This window comes from Ruegeria sp. HKCCD7296, assembly GCF_013110775.1.
In the GTDB taxonomy this organism is placed as follows: domain Bacteria; phylum Pseudomonadota; class Alphaproteobacteria; order Rhodobacterales; family Rhodobacteraceae; genus Ruegeria.
In genome coordinates this window covers 176,627-197,154 of the sequence record NZ_WVRF01000002.1, presented here as the reverse complement: position 1 = coordinate 197,154, position 20,528 = coordinate 176,627, and the positions used below count along the sequence as shown (strand labels likewise).

Annotated in this window: 20 protein-coding genes and 2 tRNA genes; 14 read left to right on the top strand and 8 right to left on the bottom strand. The window is 56.0% G+C overall.

Going from position 1 to position 20,528, the window contains the following annotated elements; translation table 11 throughout:
• Window positions 1–23: 23 nt before the first annotated feature.
• Window positions 24–1,205: a cytochrome P450 gene (locus GS632_RS03665; RefSeq protein ID WP_171237498.1), complete on the bottom strand. Its 1,182-nt coding sequence runs from the start codon at window positions 1,203–1,205 to the stop codon at window positions 24–26.
• Here GS632_RS03665 and GS632_RS03660 point away from each other — a divergent pair.
• From GS632_RS03660 to GS632_RS03630, 7 genes are all read left to right on the top strand, one after another.
• Window positions 1,204–2,985, top strand: a complete 1,782-nt coding sequence (locus GS632_RS03660) for an ATP-binding protein (protein ID WP_253284421.1) — start codon at window positions 1,204–1,206, stop codon at window positions 2,983–2,985. The two genes, GS632_RS03665 and GS632_RS03660, sit on opposite strands and share 2 nt — an antisense overlap.
• Window positions 2,982–4,211, top strand: coding sequence for a sigma-54 dependent transcriptional regulator (locus tag GS632_RS03655; RefSeq protein WP_171721386.1), 1,230 nt, complete (start codon window positions 2,982–2,984; stop codon window positions 4,209–4,211). Before GS632_RS03660 ends, GS632_RS03655 begins: the two co-directional genes overlap by 4 nt.
• Window positions 4,212–4,503: 292 nt before the next feature.
• Window positions 4,504–5,505: a DctP family TRAP transporter solute-binding subunit gene (locus GS632_RS03650; RefSeq protein WP_171174316.1), complete on the top strand. Its 1,002-nt coding sequence runs from the start codon at window positions 4,504–4,506 to the stop codon at window positions 5,503–5,505.
• A 116-nt stretch (window positions 5,506–5,621) separates the two neighbouring features.
• Window positions 5,622–6,299 (top strand): TRAP transporter small permease, encoded by a 678-nt coding sequence (locus GS632_RS03645; protein WP_171174314.1) that lies wholly within the window; start codon window positions 5,622–5,624, stop codon window positions 6,297–6,299.
• Window positions 6,299–7,675 (top strand): TRAP transporter large permease, encoded by a 1,377-nt coding sequence (locus GS632_RS03640; protein ID WP_171234173.1) that lies wholly within the window; start codon window positions 6,299–6,301, stop codon window positions 7,673–7,675. The genes GS632_RS03645 and GS632_RS03640 overlap by 1 nt, the downstream gene beginning before the upstream one ends.
• 151 nt (window positions 7,676–7,826) lie before the next feature.
• Window positions 7,827–8,138, top strand: coding sequence for a multidrug efflux SMR transporter (locus GS632_RS03635; RefSeq protein ID WP_171174310.1), 312 nt, complete (start codon window positions 7,827–7,829; stop codon window positions 8,136–8,138).
• A gap of 65 nt (window positions 8,139–8,203) precedes the next feature.
• Window positions 8,204–8,650: a nucleoside deaminase gene (locus GS632_RS03630; RefSeq protein WP_171237500.1), complete on the top strand. Its 447-nt coding sequence runs from the start codon at window positions 8,204–8,206 to the stop codon at window positions 8,648–8,650.
• Window positions 8,651–8,659: 9 nt separating this feature from the next.
• Here GS632_RS03630 and tpiA read toward each other — a convergent pair whose 3' ends face one another.
• Entirely contained in the window at window positions 8,660–9,409 is a 750-nt protein-coding gene (gene tpiA, locus GS632_RS03625; RefSeq protein ID WP_171174306.1) for a triose-phosphate isomerase, read from the bottom strand.
• A 125-nt stretch (window positions 9,410–9,534) separates the two neighbouring features.
• Here tpiA and GS632_RS03620 point away from each other — a divergent pair, with 125 nt between their 5' ends.
• Window positions 9,535–10,446, top strand: a complete 912-nt coding sequence (locus GS632_RS03620) for an isopenicillin N synthase family oxygenase (RefSeq protein ID WP_171721387.1) — start codon at window positions 9,535–9,537, stop codon at window positions 10,444–10,446.
• Here the strand turns inward: GS632_RS03620 and GS632_RS03615 are convergent.
• Window positions 10,443–10,808, bottom strand: a complete 366-nt coding sequence (locus GS632_RS03615; protein ID WP_171176184.1) for an iron-sulfur cluster assembly accessory protein — start codon at window positions 10,806–10,808, stop codon at window positions 10,443–10,445. The genes GS632_RS03620 and GS632_RS03615 overlap by 4 nt on opposite strands.
• A gap of 215 nt (window positions 10,809–11,023) precedes the next feature.
• On the opposite strand from GS632_RS03615, the gene GS632_RS03610 reads away from it, so the two are divergent.
• Window positions 11,024–11,365, top strand: coding sequence for a hypothetical protein (locus tag GS632_RS03610; protein ID WP_253284420.1), 342 nt, complete (start codon window positions 11,024–11,026; stop codon window positions 11,363–11,365).
• A 36-nt stretch (window positions 11,366–11,401) separates the two neighbouring features.
• Here the strand turns inward: GS632_RS03610 and GS632_RS03605 are convergent, their stop codons facing one another.
• From GS632_RS03605 to GS632_RS03595, 3 genes are all read right to left on the bottom strand, one after another.
• Window positions 11,402–11,764, bottom strand: coding sequence for an SUF system Fe-S cluster assembly protein (locus tag GS632_RS03605; RefSeq protein ID WP_171174302.1), 363 nt, complete (start codon window positions 11,762–11,764; stop codon window positions 11,402–11,404).
• 94 nt (window positions 11,765–11,858) lie between these two features.
• Window positions 11,859–12,137 carry an NfeD family protein gene (locus GS632_RS03600; protein ID WP_171234177.1) on the bottom strand — a complete coding sequence of 93 codons (279 nt, stop codon included), beginning with the start codon at window positions 12,135–12,137 and terminating at the stop codon, window positions 11,859–11,861.
• Window positions 12,137–13,027 (bottom strand): SPFH domain-containing protein, encoded by an 891-nt coding sequence (locus GS632_RS03595; RefSeq protein WP_171237503.1) that lies wholly within the window; start codon window positions 13,025–13,027, stop codon window positions 12,137–12,139. The genes GS632_RS03600 and GS632_RS03595 overlap by 1 nt, the downstream gene beginning before the upstream one ends.
• A gap of 175 nt (window positions 13,028–13,202) precedes the next feature.
• Between GS632_RS03595 and GS632_RS03590 the strand changes: the two genes are divergently transcribed.
• From GS632_RS03590 to lon, 4 genes are all read left to right on the top strand, one after another.
• Window positions 13,203–14,114: a nucleoside hydrolase gene (locus tag GS632_RS03590; protein WP_171721388.1), complete on the top strand. Its 912-nt coding sequence runs from the start codon at window positions 13,203–13,205 to the stop codon at window positions 14,112–14,114.
• Between the two features lie 63 nt (window positions 14,115–14,177).
• A complete protein-coding gene (gene tgt / locus GS632_RS03585) occupies window positions 14,178–15,308 on the top strand; it encodes a tRNA guanosine(34) transglycosylase Tgt (RefSeq protein WP_171237505.1) in 1,131 nt (376 codons plus the stop codon).
• A 92-nt stretch (window positions 15,309–15,400) separates the two neighbouring features.
• Window positions 15,401–15,808: a DUF6636 domain-containing protein gene (locus GS632_RS03580; protein WP_171174288.1), complete on the top strand. Its 408-nt coding sequence runs from the start codon at window positions 15,401–15,403 to the stop codon at window positions 15,806–15,808.
• A gap of 223 nt (window positions 15,809–16,031) precedes the next feature.
• Window positions 16,032–18,440: an endopeptidase La gene (gene lon, locus GS632_RS03575; RefSeq protein WP_171174286.1), complete on the top strand. Its 2,409-nt coding sequence runs from the start codon at window positions 16,032–16,034 to the stop codon at window positions 18,438–18,440.
• 48 nt (window positions 18,441–18,488) lie between these two features.
• Here lon and GS632_RS03570 read toward each other — a convergent pair whose 3' ends face one another.
• Together GS632_RS03570 and GS632_RS03565 are read right to left on the bottom strand one after the other, a co-directional pair.
• A complete protein-coding gene (locus GS632_RS03570; protein WP_171721389.1) occupies window positions 18,489–20,075 on the bottom strand; it encodes an APC family permease in 1,587 nt (528 codons plus the stop codon).
• A 111-nt stretch (window positions 20,076–20,186) separates the two neighbouring features.
• Window positions 20,187–20,261, bottom strand: a tRNA-Val gene (locus GS632_RS03565).
• Between the two features lie 180 nt (window positions 20,262–20,441).
• Between GS632_RS03565 and GS632_RS03560 the strand changes: the two genes are divergently transcribed.
• A tRNA-Asp gene (locus GS632_RS03560) sits at window positions 20,442–20,518 on the top strand.
• The last annotated feature ends 10 nt before the right edge of the window (window positions 20,519–20,528 follow it).

The following is a 20,528-nucleotide window of genomic DNA, read 5'->3' as shown; positions in this document are numbered from 1 at the left end:
AAGGCACAGGCGTTAAAGCGGCCTCAGATTTGCACCAGAACCTGTTGCAAGCCATGGAAGTGATAACTGTCCGAATAAGCCGGAGGTGCGGCCAACCGCAAGTTCGGGCAGCTTTCAAACAGAATTGGCAGAGCGATGCGCATTTCCAACCGCGCCAAAGGCGCACCAACGCAGAAGTGGATCCCGCCACCAAAGCTGGTGTTCACATCGATGGACCGCGTGGCGCGGAAAGCGTTCGGTTCTTGCCAGACAACGGGGTCGCGGTTCGCGGCCCCCAGCAACAAAGCAACCTGATCGCCGCGCTTGAAGCTATGTCCAAAGGTCTCGACATCCTCGTAGGCATAGCGCGTAAACATGTGCAAGGGCGGGTCATAACGCAGGATTTCTTCGATGGTTGAGTCAATCTTGTCTGGTCGTAAGACGCTTGGGTCTGTTTGCGTTTCCAGTAAGGTTTTGACCCCATTCCCCAAGGAGTGCACCGTCGCTTCATGACCGGCATTCAACAGCAGAATACAGGTCGCGACCAACTCCTCGCGTGACAGTTTCTCGCCTTCTTCTTCTGCAACGATCAATCGTGTAATCAGATCGTCACGCGGGTCACGCCGCCTCTGGTCGATATAGTCTTCCAGAAACGTGGTGAATTCCTGCGCCGATTGTGTAGCCTTGTCTTCGGTGTCCCGCGTTCGATTGGCTTGGTACATTGCCACCATGTCGTGCGACCAGCGCAGCAAGTCCGGTGCCATTTCTTCGGGTACTCCCAGCAGACGACAGATCGTAATCACGGGGACCTGAGTGCAATAGGCATGCAAAAGGTCAAACGGCTCTTGTGGGAAGTCCCGGATCAGATCGTGACAAAGGGTTTCAATCGAAGGCTGCAATGCCGAAATCGCCCGCGAGGTAAAGGCCCGCATGACCAGCGCTCTCAGGCGGGTGTGTCTCGGCGGCTCGGCTTCAAGCAGCGAATGAGCTTCGACTGACAACCACGGGGCCAGATGGGCGGGGCCTTGCGTAGCACATTCGGGTGGAACTTCGCGTCCGAACCGACGATCTTTCAGCAAGGTGCGGACGGATCGGCAGGATACAGCGGCAACCATGCCGTAATCAGTCCAATAGAACAGATCTCCGGCTTGTCGGGCTGTGTCATAAAACGGATAGGGGTTCTGGACGAAATCCGGGTCTGTCGGGGATTGTGAGAGAGACTTCATGCGACGCACACTTGCCACGCGGCGCGTTGAATGCAAGACCCTGTATATGCACAGAGTTTGGGTCATCGCCGGTTTTCTGCTTGCCGTTGGGGTACTGTCCGGATTCGTCTGGTCCTATGGCTACCGTCAAGCTTTGTCTCAGCTGAGTGAAAAGGCCGAGGCCGATCTTGAACTGGCGGCTGACCGGCTGAGCACGCAAATGCAAGTGTATCAAGAACTTGCAGTGCTGATGGCGACCCATCCGATTCTGCATGAATTGGATCAACCAGCCGACATACGACAAGCTGAGGCAATGCTGCTGGACATTGCTGACAAAACAGCAGCAGTCAACATGATGTACCTGGACCGAAAAGGGCAGGTCTTGGTTTCAGCGCAACCGGTGTCTCAGCTTAACATGGCCGAACACCCCGCTTTCCGTCGGGCGATGCAGGGGGCCTTGGGCAGCGCGCATGAGGTTACGCCAGTTGGAGATGATCGGATCTACTCCTACGCTGCGCCTGCTTTTGGCCCATTTGGTCAGATCAAAGGTGTACTGATGGTTGTTGCCGATGTTCAGGATGTGGAACAGACATGGCGTGGCAGTACCGAGGCGGTTTTCTTTGTTGATGCAGAAGGCGTTGTGTTCATTTCGAACAGGTCGGACCTGCTGTTCTGGTCTCGCGAGGAAGGAGAGGCGGGGCTTACTCCGCCGAATGGCGCGACCGTTGATTTTGCATCAACGCGCGTTGGTGGGCACGAGCTGTGGCAATTGAACTGGGGGCGCTATCTGCCGCGCGATGCTTTGCACCTTACCCTCGAATTGCCGGTACTCGATATGACTGCCGAAGTATTGGTGGACGTAGCCCCAGCCCTGCAACTTGCGCGGCTTCAGGCAGCAGCAGTCGCAGCGATCTGTTTGGCATTTGGTGCAATGCTTTTTCTTGCGATGGAACGGCGGCGGACGCTGGCCGAAGCCAATGCGGTTCTGGAAAGCCGAGTGGCCAAACGGACCCTCGACCTGACGGTTGCAAACGACAGCTTGCAAAAAGAAGTCGCGGAACGACAGGAAGCCGAAGCGGCCCTACGTCGCGCACAAGCGGATTTGGTTCAGGCCGGAAAGCTCAGCGCGCTTGGTCAGATGTCAGCAGGGATCAGCCACGAACTGAACCAGCCCCTGATGGCGATCCGGCAGTTTGCGGACAATGGCACAGCTTTCCTGGAACGCGGAAAACCTGAAAAAGCGGCCGAGAACTTGGGCCGTATTTCTGAAATGGCTGCGCGCATGGCGCGGATTATCAAGAACCTGCGCGCCTTTGCTCGCAATGAAAGCGAACCTATGGGGCGGGTTGATCTGGTGCAGGTTCTGAACACAGCCGTTGAACTGACCGAAGCCCGGCTGAACACGGAAAACGTCGCCATGGATTGGCAACCGCCAAACGCGCCTGTTTACGCTTGGGGTGGCGAGGTAAGGCTTGTGCAGGTCTTTGTGAACCTGATCAACAACGCCGCAGATGCGATGAGCCAGCAGGATGAACGCCTTATTCAAATAGTGATCAATAATGGCGAGAGGCTTTCTGTCACTGTGCGTGACATTGGCCCAGGCATCGAGAACACGGAAAAGCTGTTTGAACCGTTTTACACCACCAAGGCCGTAGGTTCGTCCGAAGGAATGGGGCTGGGGCTTTCGATTTCTTACGGTCTGGTTCAGAGTTTCGGTGGAAACATTCGCGGGACCAATGCGCCCACTGGCGCGATGTTTACTGTGGAACTGGAATACTATCGGGAAGACGAGGCAGCATGACCCGAAGAGTTCTTTTGGTCGACGATGATGCGGCCGTACGCGAGGCTTTGGCACAAACGCTTGAGCTGGCGGATGTTCAACCAACAACGGCAGGCTCATTTGTCGCGGCCAAGGACCATATCCGAGCGGACTTTCCCGGTGTCATCATCTCGGACATCCGTATGCCGGGTCGGGATGGGTTTCATCTGTTGACCTACGCAAAAGAGGTCGATCCCGATCTTCCCGTCATTCTTCTGACCGGCGAAGGGGATATTCCCATGGCCGTTGATGCAATGGGTAAGGGCGCGTTCGACTTTCTGGAAAAACCCTGTGCCGCGTCCGATCTGCTGGTTGTGCTGGAGCGTGCGTTCGCAGCCCGAGCCGAGGTTATCGAGCAGAGAGCAATGAAATCCGAACTGGAACGTGGAGACCCGGCTGCACGATTGCTGTTTGGCCTGTCGCCCCAGGCAGAGGCGTTGCGAGAAAGGGTTCGCGCCGTTGCGCCCACACAGGCCGAAGTTCTGGTGACTGGCCCTCCTGGCAGTGGCATCTCAAAAGTGGCTGAGGTTGTGCACCTGATGTCCTCAGCCGGGCAGGGGCCATTTGTGAAAAGACCGGCCTCGACCCTCAGTCCCGAAGATCTGGCCCGCAGTTGTGAGGATGCAGCGGGTGGGTCGTTGTTTCTTGATGAGGTTTCGGCCATGCCGCAGGCCACGCAATTTGCAGCGCTTGAACTGATCGAACAAGGGCCGGGTGGTCGGATCATTGCTGGCACCACCGCTGATCTGTCTGTCTTAAGCGCCGACGGCCGTTTCAAAGCCGATCTTTTCTACAGACTGGACGTGATGCGTGTGCGTATTCCGTCGCTGGCAGAGCGGCCTGACGATATTCCCGTTATCTTTCGTCACTATGTAGCTCAGGCAGCTGAACAGGCCGGTATTCCGGTTCCTGAAATCTCATCGGAACATCTGGCGGCGTTGATGGCCAACGATTGGCCCGGGAATGCGCGGTCCCTTATGTCCGCCGCCATGCGCTTTGTTTTGGGAATGCCGGAAGAGGTCGCACAGGCCACAGATCTGGGCCTGAGCGAACAGATGGCACGGGTCGAACGATCGCTGCTGATCGCGGCGTTGGGGCGTCATAATGGAAAGGCGTCAGATGCGGCAAAGGCGCTGAAGCTTCCGCGAAAGACCTTTTATGACAAGCTGGCGCGTTACCAAATTCGTCCCGAGGATTACCGAAGGTAATCCGACCAGCGAATGTACGCCGGGTGGTGATTCGCATGAATGATTCGAAAATTGTGCGGAAATCCGCACAAGCAGCATTTTCGGCTGTGCGGATTTTCGCACACAGAAGAATAGGTGATTCTGTTTTGTGTGTTTGATGACATGTAAGGCTTTGTAAATGAGTGATTTTAATGCTTAGCTGCGCGTTCAGAGGGAAAAGTTGTTTGGTTGCGACCGAGTCGCTTCACTGCACGCCATACGGCGCCAACCCGGCGCTGATCGCTTGTTTCTTGGAAGTCTGGGAGGAAAACAGATGAAGATTTTGACAACAGCTGCAACGGCTCTGGCGCTGACGGTCACCGCAACTGCCGGCATGGCGGCCTGTGACGACGGTGAGATTGTTGTGAAGTTCGCGCATGTGACGAACACCGACAAACACCCCAAAGGTATCGCGGCCTCGCTGCTGGAACAGCGCGTCAACGACGAAATGAACGGCGTGATGTGCATGGAGGTCTATCCTAACTCGACCCTCTATAACGACGACAAAGTGCTTGAGGCGATGCTGCAAGGCGACGTTCAACTGGCTGCGCCGTCCTTGTCCAAGTTCGAGAAATTCACCAAGCAGTTCCGCCTGTTCGACCTGCCATTCATGTTCAAGAACATTGACGCGGTGGATGCGTTCCAGGCCTCGGCTGATGGTCAGGCGATGAAGGACAGCATGCAGCGCCGCGGCCTGCAGGGTCTGGCCTTCTGGCACAACGGCATGAAGCAGATGTCTGCGAACAAGCCGCTGGAAGATCCGTCAGACGCAAACGGGCTGAAGTTCCGCGTGCAGTCCTCGGACGTGTTGGTTGCGCAGATGGAAGCGATCGGTGGCAGCCCGCAGAAAATGGCGTTCTCGGAAGTTTACGGTGCGCTGCAGCAGGGCGTTGTGGACGGGCAGGAAAACACCTGGTCGAACATCTACGGCAAGAAGTTCTTTGAGGTTCAGGACGGCATCACTGAGACCAACCACGGTATCATCGACTATCTGGTCGTGACCTCGGTTGACTGGTTGGACAGCCTGGACCCCGAAGTGCGTGATCAATTCCTGACCATTCTGGGCGAAGTCACCGAGACTCGGAACAAAGAAGCCTTTGCCGTGAACGAAGCGGCCAAAGCCTCGATCACGGACGCGGGGGGCATCATTCGTGAGCTTAACCCCGAACAGCGTCAGGCCTGGGTCGATGCGATGAAGCCGGTTTGGGACAAATTCGCCGGTGATGTGGGTCAGGACAAGATCGACGCCGCACAGGCCATCAACGCCGGTTTCTAAACCGGATCGAGGCCGCGCGTCAGGGGACTGGGGAGTAATCGACGCACTGGCCGGGCGGGCTGACATAGCCCGCCCTCATACACTCTCTCATCATCAAAAAATGCGGGGACAGAAAGATGTCTGGTGCGAATTCCGGCCAAGGCGGGCTGGTCGACCATATCGAAGAAACCCTGATTGCGTTGCTGTTGGGCCTTATGACGGTCGTAACATTTGCCAACGTGATTGCACGGTTTGTTTTCAACTCAAATATCCTATGGGCTCTGGAACTGACGGTTTTCACCTTCGGCTGGCTGGTGCTTCTGGGTGCGTCTTATGCAGTGAAAAAACATGCGCATCTGGGTGTAGACGCCATCCTGAACATGCTGGCCCCAGCGCCGCGCCGTATTTTAGCTCTGATTGCGGTGGGCTGCTGTCTGGTTTTTTCGCTGCTTCTGCTGAAAGGCGCCTATGACTATTGGGCCGTCTTTGCCGATCTGCCGCCCACATCTGGGCGCTGGTTCCCCACGGGTTTCAATTTCGACGCCCGCAGTCAGAGCTTTTATGAGGTCGACGACATCCCGATGGTCGCTCCTTTGCGGTTCCTTGAGGACCTGATCAACTACGGCGAGTACTACGAAAAACTACCCAAGGTCGTACCGTATCTGGTTCTGCCGGTTTCGATGCTGTTGCTCGTGATCCGGTTCGCGCAGGTCGCTGTTCAAATTTGGCGGGGCGAAACCGACCGCCTTGTCGCCAGCCACGAAGTCGAGGACGAGATCGAAGAAGTCCGCGCTCAGCAAGGGATGCATGACTGATGGACGTTGTACTTTTATTCTCGATGGTCATCGGACTGCTGCTGATTGGTGTTCCGATTGCGGTTGCGCTTGGCCTTAGCTCGACCTTGTTCCTGCTGATCTATTCAGACAGCTCGTTGGCCTCGGTCGCAGGTACTTTGTTCGAGGCGTTCGAGGGTCACTTTACCCTTCTGGCGATCCCGTTCTTCATTCTGGCGTCGTCCTTCATGACAACCGGCGGAGTGGCGCGGCGGATCATCCGGTTCTCGATTGCCTGTGTGGGGCATCTGCCCGGCGGTTTGGCAATTGCGGGCGTGTTTGCCTGTATGCTGTTTGCCGCACTTTCGGGGTCGTCCCCGGCAACCGTTGTGGCCATCGGTTCGATCGTCATCGCCGGGATGCGGCAGGTGGGCTATTCCAAGGAATTTGCCGCTGGTGTGATCTGTAACGCGGGGACACTTGGCATCCTGATCCCACCATCCATCGTTATGGTTGTGTACGCCGCCGCCGTCGAGGTTTCCGTTGGGCGCATGTTCCTGGCGGGTGTCATTCCGGGCCTGATGGCGGGTCTGATGCTGATGATTACCATCTATGTTATGGCGAAGGTCAAGAACCTGCCCAAAGGCGACTGGAAAGGGTGGGGAGAGGTCTTTACATCGGCCCGCGAAGCCGGTTGGGGCCTGTTCCTGATCGTCATCATTCTGGGCGGCATCTACGGGGGTATCTTTACCCCGACAGAAGCCGCTGCTGTAGCCGCTGTCTACGCGTTCTTTATCGCCAGCTTTGTCTACAAAGACATGGGGCCGCTCAGCACAGAAGAAGGTCAATCCAACCTGTCATTGCTGAAGAAGCCATATGCGCTGGTGACGGCGTTCTTCCACCCGGACACAAAGCACACGCTGTTTGAGGCGGGTAAGCTGACGGTCACGCTGCTGTTCGTCATTGCCAACGCGCTGATCCTGAAGCACGTGCTGACAGATGAGCAAGTGCCCCAGCATATCGCAAGTGCCATGCTGTCGGCGGGTCTGGGGCCGGTCACTTTCCTGATCGTGGTGAACGTGATCCTGCTGATCGGCGGTCAGTTCATGGAACCCTCGGGTCTGCTGGTCATCGTCGCCCCGTTGGTGTTCCCGATTGCCATCGAACTGGGCATCGATCCGATCCATCTGGGCATCATCATGGTGGTGAACATGGAGATCGGGATGATCACGCCTCCGGTCGGGCTGAACCTGTTCGTGACTTCTGGCGTGGCCGGGATGCCGATGATGGGTGTTGTGAAGGCGGCGCTTCCTTTCCTGGCAGTCCTGTTCGTCTTCCTGATCATGGTGACGTACATACCGTGGATATCGACCTTCCTGCCCAACACCTTCATGGGACCGGAAATCATCACCAACTAGCGGGCCTGACCCGTATCGCCGGGCGGTTGCGACTGCCCGGCCTTTTCATGCCTTAAAACCGCCGCACGGGCGCTTATTTGAAAGGCAGAGGACGACCTCCCCAACACGGGTAAATCATGCGGGACGACCCGCTTTGACAAGAGGTCATATCATGGCATGGATCATGTTGCTTATTGCTGGAATTCTTGAAGTTGTCTGGGCGGGTGCAATGAAGCAATCCGCCGGGTTCACGCGGCTTTTGCCGACCGCGATCATGGGAGTGTCCATGATCGGGTCTTTCGGTTTGTTGGCGCTGGCGATGCGTGAACTGCCGCTGAGCACCGCCTATACGATCTGGGTTGGTATCGGCGCGGTGGGGGCTTTTGTGGTGGGGGTTACCTTGCTGGGCGAGGCGGTGACGCCGCTTCGGGTTCTGGCAGCGCTGCTGATCATTGCCGGAATTGTCACCATGAAGCTGGCCTGATCCGTTGACGGTCGGGGCGTCATTGGGCAGGCTGCCGGTACACGCCCCAACCAAGGATTTTCCCCATGTTGACCGAGACCGACAGCCGCCTGCTGCGCATCGCCTTTGACGAGGCGAAAGCCGGGTATGATGAGGGCGGCTGTCCCATCGGCTCGGCCCTGGCCCGTGGGGGCGAGGTTGTGGCGCGCGGACGCAATCAAAGAGTTCAGGGCGGTGATCCGATTGCCCATGGCGAGATGGACGCCTTGCGCAAGGCCGGACGGCAGAAAACCTATCGCGACACGGTGCTGTATACGTCGCTGTCGCCCTGCATGATGTGTTCGGGCACCATCGTTCAATTCGGAATCCCGCGCGTCGTGATCGGTGACACGAAGAACTTTGGAGGCAACGAAGACTTCCTGCGCGAGCGCGGGGTCGAAGTGGTGATAGCCGACGACCCCGACTGCATCGCGCTGATGCAACGATTTATCGAAGAAAAACCAGAGCTTTGGGCCGAGGATATTGCCGAATAACGACCGAGGTCAGATGCTTTCCAGCGCCTGAATAATGCCCGAGAAATCCGCAGCCTTCAGACTGGCCCCACCGACCAAAGCGCCATCCACATTCGAGACAGCAAAGATGTCGGCCGCATTGCTGGGTTTGACGGACCCGCCGTAAAGCAGTCGTACTGACCGGCCCACGCCTTCGCCAAAACGACGTTCCAGCCGGGCGCGCATGAAGTCGTGAACCTCGCCGATCTCTTCCAGAGTGGGGACCTTTCCAGTGCCGATCGCCCAGATCGGCTCGTATGCGACGATCAGGTTTTCGCCGGTGGACTGATCCGGGATCGAGCCGGACATCTGCCCGCCGATAATGTCGAGCGTGTTGGCCGCCTCACGCTGTTCCAGACTTTCGCCGACGCAGATGACTGCCTTCAGGCCCGCATCCATTGCGGCGCGGGCTTTGGCGCGTACATCCTCGTCATGCTCTCCGTGATCCACGCGCCGTTCGGAATGGCCCAGAATGACCGAAGTCGCACCGGCATCCAGCAACATATCCGCGCTGATGTCGCCGGTATGAGCGCCAGAATGGCCTGAGTGGCAGTCCTGTCCACCAACCGTAACCGCCGATTCTGCCACGGCATCAGCGGCGCGGTGAAGCAATGTCGCAGGGGGGCAGATCAGAATATCGACCGAGGCTTCAGAATAGCTTTGCGACAGCGATGCAAGCTCGCTCAGCGCCGAGCCAGTTCCGTTCATCTTCCAATTTCCAGCCGCCAGCTTGCGCCGCATATCGGTTTCTCCCTGCGTATTCGGTTGTTTAAATCACCGGATAACATCGTTGTCCTCGCCATACAATTCCGGTTACAAGCTCCACGGGTGATTGGCAGGAATGTCGCAAATTCTGGGAGAGCGCCATGATCGACAACCTCGACTTGAAAAAGCTGGACGCCCGAGACGCTTATGAGCTTTCCCGCCTGCGCCAAGCCGTTGGTCAGGTCGGGTTTTTGACCGTTTGCAACACGGGCCTGACGGCTGACCGCATCAACGACGTTATAGCTGCCTACAAGGGTTTCTTCCGTTTACCGGAACACCAGAAGCGTTTGGTGGACATGGCTGCAACGGGATCCAACCGAGGTTGGGGTGCGTCACAGTCCGAACAGGTCGACCCAACAGTTAACCCTGACTTCAAAGAAGTGTTCGATTGCGGATACGAACTGCCGCTGGACAACCCCTACCGTGCAAAGAACCTAAGCGTGTACGCCCCAAATCAATGGCCCGAGCAACCCGATGCTTTCCGTGAAATTGTACAAGCCTATTACGTCGATGCCTGTGGTGTAGCGATGCGGGTGCTGCGTGCGATTGCGGTGGCACTGGGTCGGGAAGCGGACAGTTTCGATCAGGCATTCGATGCGCCAATGGCTCTGCTGCGCGGCAATTATTATCCAAAACGGCCCGCCTGGGCCGGAGAGCAGGATTTTGGTATTGGCGCGCATACAGACTATGGCTGCCTGACTTTGCTGGCCACAGACGGCGCTGCCGGTTTGGAAGTGCGGATGCCTGATGGCGCATGGGAAAAGGTTCAGGCCGAACCGGGCGTGTTTATCATCAACTTTGGTGAGATGCTGGAATTTTGGACAGCAGGGCAGGTGAAGGCGACCGAACACAGGGTTGTTGGTGGATCGCACGAGCGAATCTCGGTCCCTATGTTCTTCAACCCGTCTTTTGACACCAATGTCGCGCCACCTGGGTCAGGCCAAGTGATCTCGGCCGGTGATCATCTGACCAAACGGTTCAACGAAACCTATGTTCACCTGCGAACCAGTTAGGACTGCGACGCGAGGTTTGCGTCGAACTTTATTGATTCACCGCAGCCGCAGGAATCAACAACGTTCGGGTTCTTGAACTTGAAGCCTGCTTCCAACAGGGACACTTCGTAGTCGATCTCGGTTCCAAAAAGGAACATCTGCGCCATCGGTGCGATCATCACGCGCGCTCCGTCTTGCTCGACCACCTCATCATGCGGATCTGCCTGGTCTACATATTCCATGGTGTATTCCATGCCTGCACAGCCGCCTTTCTTGACGCCAATGCGCAAACCAGCATGCCCGCCCGAATTCATCAGGCGTGTAATCTGCTCTGCGGCTTTGGGCGTCATGGTCACAGCCTGTTTGCCGGGGATGCCGAACATGTAAATCTCCGTTGTCACGCGTCATTCCCAATTTAGGGCTCAAACGCCTCGGGCTCAAGGTCACGAGTGTTAAAGAGTGCCTTTTGGCTAAACCAACTTGGTATTGGCTTCCTCCTTGAAACCTTGCATTAAACAGGAAAGCGGGTTTAGCTTTGCTGGAATGGGTGCAACGTCCCGTGTTCCGGAATTCATATTGCAGCAGAAAGATCATAAATATGAATGACTTGATCCGTTTTGTTAAGCTGGTTTTTCAAGGATCTACTCTTACTTTTCTGCTTGCCAGTTTAACTGCAACCGGTGCGTTGGCTATCACAGATGCCGAGAGGCACCCGGTAAACTGTGCGACAGCGGCAGGTGATCTGCGCGCTATTCAGGCCGAAAAGGAACATGCCGAGACCAAGCAGCTTGAAAGCATCGCTTCGATCACGCCCGCCGGTGCTCTGCTGGGTCTGGTTACAGGAACCGAACACAAACACCTGCAAATGTTGTCTGGTGATTACATCAATGAACTGGATGCCCGTGCCGCAGAGATCAAAGCAACCTGCGATCTGGAGTAACTGTGTTCGCAGACATGTTAGTCGCGGGTATTTAGTTTACATAAAGCCCAGTTCCAGACGAGCTTCGTCCGACATCATCTCCATACCCCAGGGCGGCTCCCAGGTCAGTTCAACGTCAACTTCTTTGACGCCGGCTACGGGTTCAATCGCTTCCACGATCCATCCGGGCATATCACCGGCCACTGGGCATCCGGGCGCAGTCAGGGTCATGATCACCTTAACTGCGTTATCCGCAGTAATATCAATCGTGTAGATCAAGCCGAGGTCATAGATGTTGACCGGGATTTCAGGATCATAGACCGTGCGGCACGCCTCAACCACGGCGTCGTACAACGGGTGTTCAATTGTTGACGGCGCAATCAGCGGTGTGCCTTCAAACTGTTCGCTCGGGTGAGTCATCTTTGCCTCGGGTCAGTTGCCTGAGTGATTATATAGGGAATAGCCGTATCAGCGTCCAGTGGGGGCGTGGCGCTCAGACAAGCGCCACCGCGATTCAATCATTGATATCATGTTTGAAGGTTTTGACTTGACCATGCGGCAGCGCAAAGAGCTTGCGCAAGACAAGCCACGCTACAAGCGACAGCACCGCAAAGATCAACGCAAGGACGTGAAGCGACATTGTCAGACCCGGAATGATCAAGAGAAGACCCGTGATTGCTGCGCCAATTGCGAAACCAAGAAAGATGAATCCCGGCAGAACAATCTCGAGGATACCGAGCGCCAGTGCGGCCGCCAGCCAAATCCACCATGTCAGCCAGAAGGGGTCTGCCATCACTTTCCTCCTTTGAGCATTTTGAACGCATCGCCAAAGGCTTCAAGGGCGTTCGCTGGCACAACAATGGTCTGTTTGCCAGACCCGTTGCCCAGCGCATTAAGGGCTTCAACCTGCTTCAAAGCAACCTGATACTGGGCGGCCTCGATACCGTTGTCCTGAATGGCCTTGGCCACGAAGCCCGTAGCATAGGCTTCAGCTTCAGCCTGAATGCGGCGGGCTTTGGCGGTTTGTTCAGCGGCATAAAGTTCAGCATCAGCGTGCAGTTCAACGGCGCGTTTCTGACCCTCGGCCTCGGTCACTTGCGCGCGGCGGGCACGTTCCGCGTTCAGCTGTTGCAGCATGGCATCGCGGGTCGCTTGATCCAGATTAACATCGAGAATCTCGGCGCGAGTCACTTCGATGCCCCAGTCATCGACTGCGGTTTCAACGCTTTCCTGGATGCGCGTGATCAATTGCGCGCGGTTCGACTGAACCTCGTCCAGATCCATCTTGCCGATTTCGGCGCGCACGATCCCGGCGACAGTGGTCGCAATCGCGCCGTCTACGTCGCGGATGCGGTAAACCGTCTTTTCCGGTTCAAGAATGCGATAGAAGACCGAGGTGTCGATCTGCACCAGCACGTTGTCCTTGGTAATTGCGTCCTGCGTCGCATTCGGCAGTTGGCGTTCCAAGATCGAGATTTCGTGGCGTGCAACATCCAGAAAAGGAACGATGAAATTGATTCCGGGGCCAAGCACCGAATGCAGTCGGCCAAACCGCTCAACCACGTATTTTTCGGACTGCGGTACAATCTTGATGCCTTTGAGAATAACGACAACCACCAGCACAGCTGCCAGCAGGTAAATGATGTTTGACGAAAGCAATCCGATAATCTGATCTTCGGTCATTCTGTCCTCTTATTATTGTGTACTATGGTATACATTTGGGGATTGAGTCGCCCGATTTCAACTCTGGTATGAGTGGGTTGGAGCGTTATGCAAATGCCTGAACGCGTGGGCGCGGCCCGGAATATTGTGGCTGTGACCGGTTTGCATCCCACGGCGTTTGCGGTATCGGGCGGGGATGAAACTGATTATCGACACAGATCCCGGCGTCGACGATGCAATGGCCATCGCGTATGCTGCCGCCGCGCCAGAAATTGACCTGATCGGTCTGACAACGGTTTTTGGCAACACGTATGTGCACCAATCCAGTCGCAACGCGCGGTTTTTGCTTTACAAGCTTGGGTTGGACTTGCCTGTGGCCGAAGGGGCTGCGGTGCCGCTGGGGGCGGACACGCACGCGCCGTCGGAGCATGTTCATGGCCCCGAAGGTTTTGGTGATCTGACCGAAATCCCGGAGATTGGACAGAACCACGCGTTGCCAGCAGCCGAGTTTCTGGTTGAAATGGCCCGAGCCCATAAGGGTGAACTTGTAGTCTGCGCCGTGGGGCCCTTGACTAACATTGCAAACGCAATGCGTCTGGACCCGGAATTTGCAGGCAATCTGCGCGAATTGGTGGTCATGGGAGGCGCGGTCTACTGCCCGGGCAACATCAGCCAACACGCCGAGGCCAATATCTATCACGACGCTCTTGCTGCTGAAGAGGTCTTTTCCGCCCCGGCCAACACAGTTCTTGTTGGATTGGACGTGACCCTGAAGACGCTTTACGAAACGGCGGACTTCGAAGCATTGGCGCAAAAGTCACCCGATATGGGGGCGTTTCTGCGCGACATCTCCAGATTCTATCTGAAGTTTTACAAAGAGATCGGGGGGCTGGAAGGCTGCGGCCTGCACGATTCAACAGCCGTGATTGCGTGTTCCCATCAAGCAATGTTCGATATGGTTGAAACCGGGCTGCGGGTTGTCACCGAAGGCGATCAAATGGGGGCGACACAACCAGATCCCGACCGACCCGCGATCCGGGTGTGCCGCGATGTGGACGGGGCAGGGGTTGTACGTCTGTTCACGGACCGCGTGGCCTCGTTGCCCTGACGGGTTGCAAAGACGGAACGGATCGGGCAAAGCCTGCCCGGTTCGGCGATCCGAGGCGATGACATGACGCAGAAATTCTCATTTGAGCTTAAGGCAACAGACGGCAAGGCACGCACGGGTGTGATCATCACGCCGCGAGGAGAGGTGCGGACGCCAGCCTTCATGCCTGTGGGCACAGCCGCGACGGTCAAAGCGATGATGCCCGAAAGTGTGCGCGCCACCGGGGCGGATATTCTGTTGGGCAACACCTATCACCTGATGCTGCGACCAACTGCGGAACGGATCGACCGTTTGGGCGGGTTGCACAAGTTCATGAACTGGGACCGCCCCATCCTGACCGACTCGGGCGGGTTTCAGGTCATGTCTTTGGCAGGGCTGCGCAAGCTGACCGAAAAGGGCGTGACCTTCAAATCTCATATCGACGGATCAAAACACGAACTGACGCCCGAGCGGTCAATGGAGATTCAGCGCTTGCTGGGCTCGGACATTGTGATGTGCTTTGACGAATGCCCCGCGCTGCCTGCCGACCGGGATCGCATCGCCGAGTCCATGCGGTTGTCGATGCGATGGGCAGAACGGTCGCGTGACGCGATTGGGGATCGTCCGGGTCACGCCCTGTTCGGCATTATGCAGGGCGGTTTGGAACAGGACCTGCGCGAAGAAAGCGCAGAAGCGTTGAAATCTATTGGTTTCGAAGGCTACGCGGTGGGCGGTCTGGCTGTGGGTGAGGGGCAGGAGGCCATGTTTGGCTGCCTTGATTACGCCCCCGATTTTCTGCCTGAAGACAAACCGCGTTACCTGATGGGTGTTGGTAAGCCAGACGATATCGTCGGCGCCGTCGCGCGTGGGATCGACATGATGGACTGTGTGTTGCCGTCGCGTTCGGGCCGCACGGGGCAAGTGTTCACACGTCGCGGTGTGGTCAATATCAAGAATGCCCGCCATGCGGATGACCCGCGTCCGCTGGATGAAAACTGCACATGTCCCGCTTGTTCCAACTATTCGCGCGCGTACCTGCACCATGTTTTCCGCGCCAATGAGATGATCTCGGGCATGTTGCTGACCTGGCACAACCTGCATTACTTCCAAGAGATCATGCAGGGGATGCGAGATGCGATTGCTGCGGGCACGTTTGTCGCCTGGCAGGCCGAGTTTCATGCGCAGCGTGCGCAAGGTGATATCGAACCCTTGTAACCTTTCCCTTTGGGTGACAATTGCGTGGCTTTCCGGTAGTCTAGTGCCACTTCAAGCAATGCCATTTTAGTCTGTGACCCGGAGAGTTTATGATGTTTCGCCTTATTCTCGGCGCAGCAATTTTCTGCGCGACACCTGCCATTTCAGATGTCTGGACCTTCGAAACTCCGTCCGAAAACATTCAGTGCTCGGTCGGGGAAAGTGCTTCGTCCTCGGATATACAATGTACGATCATAGAAAAATCCGGCCCACCTGCGATGCCACGCCCCGCGAATTGTCAATCCGACTGGGGGCATGATTTTCTGATGTTCGACACTGGCCAGGTAGAGATGTTGTGCCAGCCGCTGAATCGTAACAAAGACGGATATGACCGTGCGGAATATGGGGTCACTGGTCAGTTCGGAGGATTCACCTGCAGTTCTTCGACAAAAGGTCTGGAATGTCGCAACCAAGACGGTCACGGGTTTTTCCTGTCTCGCGCAGTACAGCGGGTGTTCTGACCTTTGAAGTGCACGTCGCCTATGCTTGTCGTGCTAATTTCGGTGGATATGTTCCTTGGACGTCTTGCAGTCCCGAAAACCTCGGTTCATGCTGAAACACGATACATGGCGGTAAGGTTGAAAAAGGGCGATGAGGCCCCACCTTTATCGTCCAAGACAGGAGATGGCCAAATGTTGCCTCGATGAGGGACACGTGCCGTCTTGCCAACGATAAGGATAGAGCATGCAAGAGCCTCTGAATTCCTCATACCCCGTCCTGCCGCTGCGCGACATTGTGGTGTTCCCGCATATGATTGTGCCGCTCTTTGTGGGCCGCGATAAATCGGTCCGCGCTTTGGAAGAGGTGATGCAGGATGACAAGCAAATTCTGTTGTCCAGCCAGATCGACCCCGGCGTTGATGATCCCGATGAAGAAGGGATTTATCGCGCAGGAGTTTTGGCCAATGTGCTGCAACTGCTGAAGCTGCCCGACGGCACCGTGAAGGTTCTGGTCGAAGGGCAGGCGCGTGTGCAGATCACTGAGTTTCTTGAAAACGAAGAGTTTTTCGAGGCTCGGGCAGAATATCTGACCGAAATCCCCGGCGACGTTACGACAACCGAAGCCCTGTTGCGTACCGTTGCGGATGAGTTTGAACGCTACGCCAAAGTGCGCAAGAACATCCCCGAAGAAGCGCTGGCGGCAGTGGGGGAAACCACCGAGCCTGCAAAGCTGGCCGACCTTGTGTCGGGCCACTTGGGCATCGAGGTCGAACAAAAGCAAGAGCTGCTGGAGACCCTCAGCGTCAGCGAACGGCTTGAGAAAGTCTATGGTCTGATGCAGGGCGAAATGTCGGTTCTGCAGGTCGAGAAAAAGATCAAGACCCGCGTCAAATCCCAGATGGAGAAGACACAGCGCGAATATTATCTGAATGAGCAGATGAAAGCCATTCAGAAGGAACTTGGCGATGGCGAAGACGGATCGAACGAAGTCGCTGAGCTGGAAGAGAAAATCGCCGAGACCAAACTATCCAAAGAAGCGCGTGAAAAGGCCGAAGGAGAGCTGAAAAAGCTCAAGAACATGTCGCCCATGTCGGCCGAGGCGACCGTTGTGCGCAACTATCTGGATTGGATTCTGTCTTTGCCGTGGGGCACCAAATCCCGCGTCAAAAAGGATCTTGGGCGCGCGCAGGACATTCTGGATGCCGATCACTATGGGCTTGAGAAGGTCAAGGAGCGCATCGTCGAGTATCTGGCAGTTCAGCAGCGTTCGAAAAAGCTGAAGGGCCCGATCTTGTGCCTTGTTGGCCCTCCGGGCGTGGGTAAGACCAGCTTGGGTAAATCGGTTGCAAAAGCCACGGGGCGCGAGTTCATTCGCATCTCGTTGGGCGGTGTGCGCGACGAATCCGAGATCAGGGGCCACCGTCGGACCTATATCGGTTCGATGCCGGGTAAGATCATCCAGGCGCTGAAAAAGGCGAAAACCACGAACCCGCTGATCTTGTTGGATGAAATCGACAAGATGGGTCAGGATTTCCGTGGTGATCCGGCCTCGGCAATGCTTGAGGTGCTGGATCCGGAACAGAACAACACTTTCATGGACCACTATTTGGAGGTCGAATACGACCTGTCCAACGTGATGTTCCTGACGACTTCAAACAGTTACAATATGCCAGGGCCTCTGCTGGACCGGATGGAGATCATTCCGCTGGCCGGTTACACCGAAGAGGAAAAGAGCGAGATCGCGAAACAGCACCTGATCGAAAAGCAGGTCAAGAACCATGGTCTGAAGGCCAAGGAATTTGAGCTGACCGATGAGGCGCTGCAGAAGATCATTCGCACTTATACCCGCGAAGCGGGTGTTCGTAACCTTGAACGTGAAATCGCCAAGGTGGCGCGGAAATCGTTGACCAAGATCATCAAGAAAGAGGCGGAGTCGGTCACCGTAACACCAGACAATCTGGATGATTTCCTGGGTGTGCCAAAGTTCCGTTATGGTCTGGCTGAGCAGGACGATCAGATCGGTGTCGTGACCGGCCTGGCTTGGACGTCCGTGGGTGGCGATCTGCTGCATATCGAGGCGCTGAAACTGCCTGGTAAGGGGCGGATGAAGACCACAGGTAAGCTGGGCGATGTGATGAAGGAATCCATCGATGCGGCTTCGTCATATGTGCGGTCGATTTCACCTCAGATCGGGGTGAAACCGCCAAAGTTCGACACATTGGACATTCACGTTCATGTGCCGGATGGGGCGACGCCCAAAGACGGCCCTAGCGCTGGCCTGGCGATGGTGACATCGATCGTGTCTGTGCTGACCGGCATTCCGGTGCGCAAGGATATTGCCATGACCGGCGAAGTTTCGCTGCGCGGTAATGCAATGCCGATTGGCGGGCTGAAAGAAAAACTGCTGGCGGCTCTTCGTGGTGGCATCAAGACCGTTCTGATCCCGGAAGAGAATGAAAAGGATCTGGCGGACATCCCTGACAATGTGAAGGAAGGGTTGGAGATCATCCCTGTAAAGCACGTCTCGGAAGTTCTGAAGCAGGCGCTGGTGCGTAAGCCTGAGTCGATCGAGTGGGACGAAGCGGCAGAGGAAGCAGCCGCTGCGGCCGCCGCTTCGGCCAAATCTGCGGATGCTTCAGCCACAGCGCATTAAATTGCATTAATAGAAAACGGAAAAAGGCAGAGCAACGCTCTGCCTTTTTTACAGCCCGACAACGGGCAGCTTTGGATCAAGTATCTCTTCTTCCGCTATGTATTTCATGAATTTCTCGTCAGACAGCGCTGAACGTATCGCGAGGGCGAAGATGATCGCGGAAAACACGACACAAAGCAGAATATCCCACCCAAACGGGATCTGCTTCAAAGACCCGGTGCCGAATTGACCCAGAAATGAGATTAACCCGAGTCCGGCAAAATAAGGCATCAACCAAACGGCTTCGGTCAGGTCCATTTCATCAAGGCGCCCTCGGAACCGGATAAGCAGCAGAATTTTTCCAACGATAAGCGCGATCCCAAGGCGCCAGACAGTGTCCCAACCGCTCCAATAGACAATCAGGGTTGCAATGGCGAAGGCAGTCAACGCGACCAGACGCACCGCTGGGATGCGGATTGAACGGGGTTGGTCTGGCAGCAGATCCCGTAGGCAAACGACGGCGATTGGGCCAACTGCGAATGACAAAACAATAGCGGCACCGTTCAGGGCGATGACGGTAGTAAAGGGAACGGTCAAAAGGAACAGAGTCCCGATCAGAAAATTCAACGCCAAAGCCCATACTGGAACCCCAAACGAAGACAAGTTTTGCAAACGTTTTGGTAGAAAACCGTTTTGGGACAGGGCAAGGGCAATACGGGCATTCGACCCGGTTGCGACCAATCCGTTGCCAAAGGGGCCAACGACTGATCCGACATTCAGCAAGCTGATGAACCAGACCAACCCGACCGACATGATTACAGCGTCCAATGGGCCTTCGCCCCCAAAGCTCAGTTGCGACCAGCCATTAGCCAGCAAAGATGGATCCAGCGCGCCGATAAAAGCCACTTGGAGGCCAAGATAGATTGCGGCGCACATGATGATCGACAGGACGAGGGCGGTGGGGATTGCAAATTTCGGATTTCGCACTTCTCCCGCCATATCGACCACATGACGAAATCCTATGAACGAGAAAATGACACCGCCGGTCGAAACTGCAGCCATGATTCCCTGCAAGCCATAAGGTGCAAACCCATCCGGATGTGTAAAATTGTCAGCGTTGAAACGGTTGGAAATTAGTAGAACAGACAGAACGACCGGAATAGCGATCTTGGCCCACGTCAAAGCGGCATTCACATGTGTGAAAAACTTGACCCCAAGCGCGTTGACGGCAACGAAAAGCAGCATGAATACAAGGGCCGCAAATATACCCGCGCCTGTCAGGTCGCCTGTATCGGCGGCATGCAGCCAGGGCGCGTATGGCGCGAGGTATTTCAGCATCGCCTCCACTTCGATGGGGGCAGTGGTGTTGTAGCCAATCCAAGCCGTCCATCCCATGGCCATTGAAACGATATTGCCGTGTGAAAACTGCGGAACCCTGGCAATCCCACCCGGAATAGGCAGCATGGCTGAGATTTCTGCGAAAGTGATTGCCAAAATGAACATCGCAGCCGCGCCGATCACCCACGAGAGGATAGCCGCAGGTCCGGCATGCTGAACCGCCAGAAGGGGGCCGAACAACCAGCCCGAACCGATGATTCCTCCAACCGAAATAAAGGTTAGTCCGATCAGGCCGATGTCTCGCTTTAGCTCTGCCATAACGACCCCTGACTTTGCAATCGGCACACGGTTCGGCCGATGAAGCACGATAGTCGCCGAGGTCGCGCGCTGGCAAGCCCCTCAATTTCAAGCGTAATCTGCGAAAAGGAATGGTGGGTGATAAGAGATTTGAACTCCTGACATCTTCGATGTGAACGAAGCGCTCTACCACTGAGCTAATCACCCATAGGACGCGTTGTTATCTGTCCTGTGGTTCGGCTGCAAGCGAATTTGACGATGGTCTGCGCGCGAAAATCTGCGGGTAAACAAAAAACTGGATTCTGACAAAAAACTTCAAAACGCCGCTTGACGCTGCCCGAGCGTAGCCATAATACACCCCAACGTTCAGCAATGAACGTGCAGCGGGCGGTTGTAGCTCAGTTGGTTAGAGTACCGGCCTGTCACGCCGGGGGTCGCGGGTTCGAGCCCCGTCAACCGCGCCATCGCTGCTTA

Excerpts from the sequence above, each read along its gene's own strand:
- GS632_RS03610 (WP_253284420.1), top strand. The coding sequence starts at position 11,024 with ATGAATGACTTGATCCGTTTTGTTAAGCTGGTTTTTCAAGGATCTACT.
- GS632_RS03605 (WP_171174302.1), bottom strand. The coding sequence starts at position 11,764 with ATGACTCACCCGAGCGAACAGTTTGAAGGCACACCGCTGATTGCGCCG.
- GS632_RS03655 (WP_171721386.1), top strand. The coding sequence starts at position 2,982 with ATGACCCGAAGAGTTCTTTTGGTCGACGATGATGCGGCCGTACGCGAG.
- GS632_RS03650 (WP_171174316.1), top strand. The coding sequence starts at position 4,504 with ATGAAGATTTTGACAACAGCTGCAACGGCTCTGGCGCTGACGGTCACC.
- GS632_RS03660 (WP_253284421.1), top strand. The coding sequence starts at position 1,204 with ATGCGACGCACACTTGCCACGCGGCGCGTTGAATGCAAGACCCTGTAT.
- lon (WP_171174286.1), top strand. The coding sequence starts at position 16,032 with ATGCAAGAGCCTCTGAATTCCTCATACCCCGTCCTGCCGCTGCGCGAC.
- tpiA (WP_171174306.1), bottom strand. The coding sequence starts at position 9,409 with ATGCGGCGCAAGCTGGCGGCTGGAAATTGGAAGATGAACGGAACTGGC.
- GS632_RS03635 (WP_171174310.1), top strand. The coding sequence starts at position 7,827 with ATGGCATGGATCATGTTGCTTATTGCTGGAATTCTTGAAGTTGTCTGG.
- GS632_RS03620 (WP_171721387.1), top strand. The coding sequence starts at position 9,535 with ATGATCGACAACCTCGACTTGAAAAAGCTGGACGCCCGAGACGCTTAT.
- GS632_RS03665 (WP_171237498.1), bottom strand. The coding sequence starts at position 1,205 with ATGAAGTCTCTCTCACAATCCCCGACAGACCCGGATTTCGTCCAGAAC.
- GS632_RS03590 (WP_171721388.1), top strand. The coding sequence starts at position 13,203 with ATGAAACTGATTATCGACACAGATCCCGGCGTCGACGATGCAATGGCC.
- tgt (WP_171237505.1), top strand. The coding sequence starts at position 14,178 with ATGACGCAGAAATTCTCATTTGAGCTTAAGGCAACAGACGGCAAGGCA.
- GS632_RS03615 (WP_171176184.1), bottom strand. The coding sequence starts at position 10,808 with ATGTTCGGCATCCCCGGCAAACAGGCTGTGACCATGACGCCCAAAGCC.
- GS632_RS03645 (WP_171174314.1), top strand. The coding sequence starts at position 5,622 with ATGTCTGGTGCGAATTCCGGCCAAGGCGGGCTGGTCGACCATATCGAA.
- GS632_RS03640 (WP_171234173.1), top strand. The coding sequence starts at position 6,299 with ATGGACGTTGTACTTTTATTCTCGATGGTCATCGGACTGCTGCTGATT.
- GS632_RS03595 (WP_171237503.1), bottom strand. The coding sequence starts at position 13,027 with ATGACCGAAGATCAGATTATCGGATTGCTTTCGTCAAACATCATTTAC.
- GS632_RS03600 (WP_171234177.1), bottom strand. The coding sequence starts at position 12,137 with ATGGCAGACCCCTTCTGGCTGACATGGTGGATTTGGCTGGCGGCCGCA.
- GS632_RS03570 (WP_171721389.1), bottom strand. The coding sequence starts at position 20,075 with ATGGCAGAGCTAAAGCGAGACATCGGCCTGATCGGACTAACCTTTATT.
- GS632_RS03580 (WP_171174288.1), top strand. The coding sequence starts at position 15,401 with ATGTTTCGCCTTATTCTCGGCGCAGCAATTTTCTGCGCGACACCTGCC.
- GS632_RS03630 (WP_171237500.1), top strand. The coding sequence starts at position 8,204 with ATGTTGACCGAGACCGACAGCCGCCTGCTGCGCATCGCCTTTGACGAG.